Source organism: Thioalkalivibrio sp. AKL9 (assembly GCF_000377825.1).
Classification (GTDB): domain Bacteria; phylum Pseudomonadota; class Gammaproteobacteria; order Ectothiorhodospirales; family Ectothiorhodospiraceae; genus Thioalkalivibrio; species Thioalkalivibrio versutus.
Window position 1 is genome coordinate 1 of record NZ_KB905128.1, and the last position, 3,459, is coordinate 3,459.

The 3,459-nt window shown below is 58.6% G+C and carries 4 protein-coding genes and 1 tRNA gene; 1 reads left to right on the top strand and 4 read right to left on the bottom strand.

Annotated elements, in window-relative coordinates; translation table 11 throughout:
- Positions 1-155: 155 nt before the first annotated feature.
- Together D573_RS0113675 and D573_RS0113680 are read right to left on the bottom strand one after the other, a co-directional pair.
- Positions 156-1,370: a site-specific integrase gene (locus tag D573_RS0113675; protein ID WP_018939146.1), complete on the bottom strand. Its 1,215-nt coding sequence runs from the start codon at positions 1,368-1,370 to the stop codon at positions 156-158.
- The gene (locus tag D573_RS0113680) at positions 1,363-1,596 is read right to left on the bottom strand and encodes a hypothetical protein (RefSeq protein ID WP_018939147.1); all 234 of its coding nucleotides are present in this window, start codon (positions 1,594-1,596) and stop codon (positions 1,363-1,365) included. Before D573_RS0113680 ends, D573_RS0113675 begins: the two co-directional genes overlap by 8 nt.
- Positions 1,597-1,715: 119 nt before the next feature.
- Between D573_RS0113680 and D573_RS0113685 the strand changes: the two genes are divergently transcribed.
- A complete protein-coding gene (locus tag D573_RS0113685; protein ID WP_018939148.1) occupies positions 1,716-1,961 on the top strand; it encodes a helix-turn-helix transcriptional regulator in 246 nt (81 codons plus the stop codon).
- Positions 1,962-2,173: 212 nt separating this feature from the next.
- Here D573_RS0113685 and D573_RS0113690 read toward each other — a convergent pair.
- A tRNA-Arg gene (locus tag D573_RS0113690) sits at positions 2,174-2,250 on the bottom strand.
- A 273-nt stretch (positions 2,251-2,523) separates the two neighbouring features.
- The gene (locus D573_RS0113695) at positions 2,524-3,075 is read right to left on the bottom strand and encodes a hypothetical protein (RefSeq protein ID WP_018939149.1); all 552 of its coding nucleotides are present in this window, start codon (positions 3,073-3,075) and stop codon (positions 2,524-2,526) included.
- Positions 3,076-3,459 lie beyond the last annotated feature (384 nt).

Sequence of the window (3,459 nt, forward strand, 5' to 3'; positions counted from 1 at the left end):
GGTTCCACAATCCAAGGATGCGGCGCCGCATCGCCATTCAGGATCTGAAGTTTTCAGCCCTTTCCAAACCGTCCGCCGAAACGGGGTAGAACCCGACCGGCTCGTAGCGGGCGATGTCATCCATCGATACGAGTCGCTGCAGGTCCTGAACATTCTTAGCCTTCATTGGGCACCTCCGTGTGCTGATCGTGGTTTTCCTGCAGAGAACGCAGGAGACGGTCCATGGCAGAGCCGTCCTGACGGGTTAGATTGGGGACGTACCGCGAATAAACCCGAAAAAGCATTTCGGTCGTCGTGTGGCCGAGCTGCCTGGCGATCCACTCGGGATTCTCCCCAGACGCCAACCAAAGCGTCGCGGCGGTGTGCCGGCATTGGTAAGGCTGACGGGCCTCAAGGCCGAGATGGCGAAGCAGGGGATACCAGACGCGCTGCGTGACGTTTTTGGTTTCCAGGGGCCCGCCGGCCGTCGTGACGAACACGTATTCACTTTTTCCAGTGGCTCGGTACTGGCGCTCCAGCGCAGCGGCGACCACCGAAGACATGGTGACCTCACGCTGTGAGCCGTCGTTCTTCGTGTATTCCGTCCGGCCCTGGTTGTAGGTCTCGCGAATCAGAATCTGGCGGGTTTCGAAGTCGACGTACTTCCACTTCAAGCCGTGAACTTCCCCGGTGCGAAGCCCGGTGAAAAGCCGCACGATGAAGTAGTCGCGGTAGTCGGCCCGAACCGTGTTGATAATTTGCTGCGTTTCGTCCCACGTGAACGGCATGATTTCCTTGCGGGGCTGCTTCAGTCGTTTCAGATTGTTCATCGGAAACGTAAACTGGAACCGGTCAGCGGCCTCGGCCAGGATCATCGACAGCACCCCGAGGGTGTGATTGATGGTCTTGGGGGACAGGGTCTTGTTGCCATTCCGGCCGGGGACTTTGGCGAGTTGCGACCGGAAGGCAAGGATGTCCGCTTTGCTGATGTCGCTGACCCTTTGATCACCGAAGTAGGGCAGCAGGTGCCGCCGCAGGGAGCCGCGGTTGGTCTCCAGCGTCTTGAAGCGCCAGGCGACTTCATTTTCTTGCAGCCACTGTTCCGCAAAATCGCGAAATAGCGGGGTACTGGCCGTTTCGTCCTCCGCTTCGGTCAGGCCGCCTTCCGGCTCGGCGGCGAACCTGGTCGCTCGGCTGCTGTTGGGGAAGTACAGGCCGTATTCGAAGGTGCCAAGGGTGATCTCGGCTTCAATCCTCTTTGCGACCTTCTCCATGTTTCGGCGGTTGGCCGGAGTGTCATCCAGCGTCGTGCACTCTCGGCACCGGACGTGCCGGTAGAAGAAGTCGAAGTAGAGCTTCTTGTTGTCCTTTCTGGCTCGCACTTTAGCCATGGCAGGCTCCCCCGCTGGCCATGGGGATGGCGGGGACGCTGCCTTCGGCATCCATCATGTCCCGTTCGATCGTCTCCCAGATGAAGAGGATCTTTCGGCCCCCAAATGGGCGGAAGTAGTGAACGCCCTCAATAAGGACGCTGTCCTTAAGTCGTTCACGGATCGTGCGTGTGTCGTAGTGGATTCGTTCGGCGAGACCGTCTGTGGTCAGGTACGTGTAGCTCATGTATCGTTCCTCTTATCGATGAAGTCCATTCGTTGCGTGTGTAGCTTGAACGCTTCACGCAATGTCGATACTACACAATCAATGTAGCGTGTCAACTACAAATGGAGCCCTGGGGCGTCATGGCTATACGCATCAAGCTGAAAGAGCTCGTCGCGGAGAAGGAGTATCAAGAGGGGCGGGTGGTGACCTTCAAGGAGATCGCTGAGGAAGCGGGGGTCCACCGTGTGACGCTTTCCAAGATTGCCAACAACAAGGGCTATAACGTCGGTACGGATACCCTGGACCGTCTGTGCAAGTATTTCGGGTGTCGCATCGAAGAACTGGTGGAATTCATCGACGAAGACGAGGCATCGCAACGCTCTTGAGGCCTGGCTGCAACGCGACTCCTGGGCGGCCACGCCGTAGCCGCGAGGCGTGGAATTCGTCACGGAGCCAGGTGCTCATCAGGCGGTAATAAGCCAGTCATGGGACTTGGGGGGTGTCACAGAAGTGGCACGAGAGTGTCACGGGGCGTGACCTGGCCCAAAACGAAAAAAGGACCAGCGACGGTAAGTCACTGATCCTTTTCTCTGGAATATGGCGCGCCCGGAAGGATTCGAACCTCCGACCACCTGGTTCGTAGCCAGGTACTCTATCCAGCTGAGCTACGGGCGCATCGACTGAAGGCGCGCATTATCGCGATTGGTCCCGAAGGATGCAAGCCGTCGCGGGGTATTCTTTGCGTTCGGCTTGGTCTGCCTGGCTCTCCCAGCCGTGCACGATCGGGCGATAGAGCGTGCTCCGCACTCCGTTGTGTTCACGAATGCGGTCATGGGCGAAATCCTGCATGCCGCCGAAGCCCGCGGAGGCATGGCCGGCGCGGCGTTGTTCCGGTGTGGATTTCACGATTCGAGCGTGCGCCCGAAAAGCCCAGGGCCCGGACGCGAATCAGAAGTTGTAGCCAAGTCCCACAGTGTACGAAAAGTCACTATCGAGGAGCGCATTCTCTGCGTCATTCGAGCCGCTGAAGAACCATTGGTATTCAATGCGACCGAGGGCGTAGGTGTCCTCCAGGAGGTAGTACTTCAAGCCCCCATCCAATCCGGCGAACCCGCTGTTGTTGACCCCGTCGCCGTAGACTGCGCCCAGGCTCCCGCCAGCGAAGGGACGCATCCGGCCGTCTGTGTCTTGAAGGTTGAGATAGCCTCGAGTGGCTCCGCTCCAGAAGTCATTGGTCAGGAAGTCGTCCTCGAAGTCGGCGTAGTGGATGCTCTGGCGGACGCCGAGGACCAAGTGACCACGCAAATACCAGCCTATATCACCCGTGATGCCGAGGTTGGTGTTGTCGAACCTCCGGTCACTGATGCCACTTCCGGAAAGCGAGAATTCGCGGTCGCCTATGGAGGGCCCAAAGTTGGCGGCCGATCCTTGTTGAGCCTGGACGGAAAGGGTGAACGGTCCAGCCAGGCAGAGCATGACTGCGGCTACCTTTTTCATCATTACCTGCCTCCTGAAACGTTACCCGCCGCGTTGGCATGGGGCAGAGCCTTTGGAGTGCGACTGCGACCGGGAGGGCCCGCTTTGCATCCGAAACGGCAGATTGCGGTCGCAACCGAGAGGGCATCTGTACGTTGCCGCACATTCGCCCCCGGGCGCGTTGGGTGTCAGTTAACGGGAGACCGAAAAAACACGAGAAAGCAATGGCGTAACGATGATTTCGATACGTCATATGAGGTGTTGAAACGGATCTTCAGCGAGACGCTGATTGAAGCGCGTTTGCGTGTTCTCGCGGTGTCGCCTTCCCGTAAATTCGGTCCATTGAAAACTGGAGGTCTCCGGGCACACTAGAGCCAAAGGAGGCCGAGATGCGCAAGAGTCGGTTTA